Genomic DNA, 331 nt, shown 5'->3' with positions numbered 1-331 from the left:
CAAAAAGGGCAACAATTAAGAGGGATGGGTAAGATGATGAACTTTTTGACTCACCTTTTCTATTAAATAAAAATGCCCCCAAAATAAAGGAAATAGGAAGATTATGGAATACAATTCCCAGAAGGTAAGGAGATAACTCATGTTCTTCATTGGCTAGAGGAATACCCTCAATAAATGCATGAATGAAAAGCCCTACCATTAATGCCATAGGAAGGATATTATGTTCACCATGATGATGAAAATGACCATGCTCAAAACCTTTGGTCAGAGCTTCCAGAATCATTTGCAAAAGAACTCCTGCAATGACAAATATCCCAAGATTACTGCTTTC

1 pseudogene is annotated in these 331 nt (G+C 36.6%); it reads right to left on the bottom strand.

Annotation, left to right across the window (positions count from 1 at the left end):
• Positions 1-331: pseudogene (locus SB679_RS23490) on the bottom strand (zinc permease); the annotation flags it as partial.

The sequence above is a fragment of the Chryseobacterium sp. SIMBA_029 genome, from assembly GCF_046535275.1.
In the GTDB taxonomy this organism is placed as follows: domain Bacteria; phylum Bacteroidota; class Bacteroidia; order Flavobacteriales; family Weeksellaceae; genus Chryseobacterium.
This window is presented reverse-complemented; position numbering and strand designations above follow the sequence as displayed.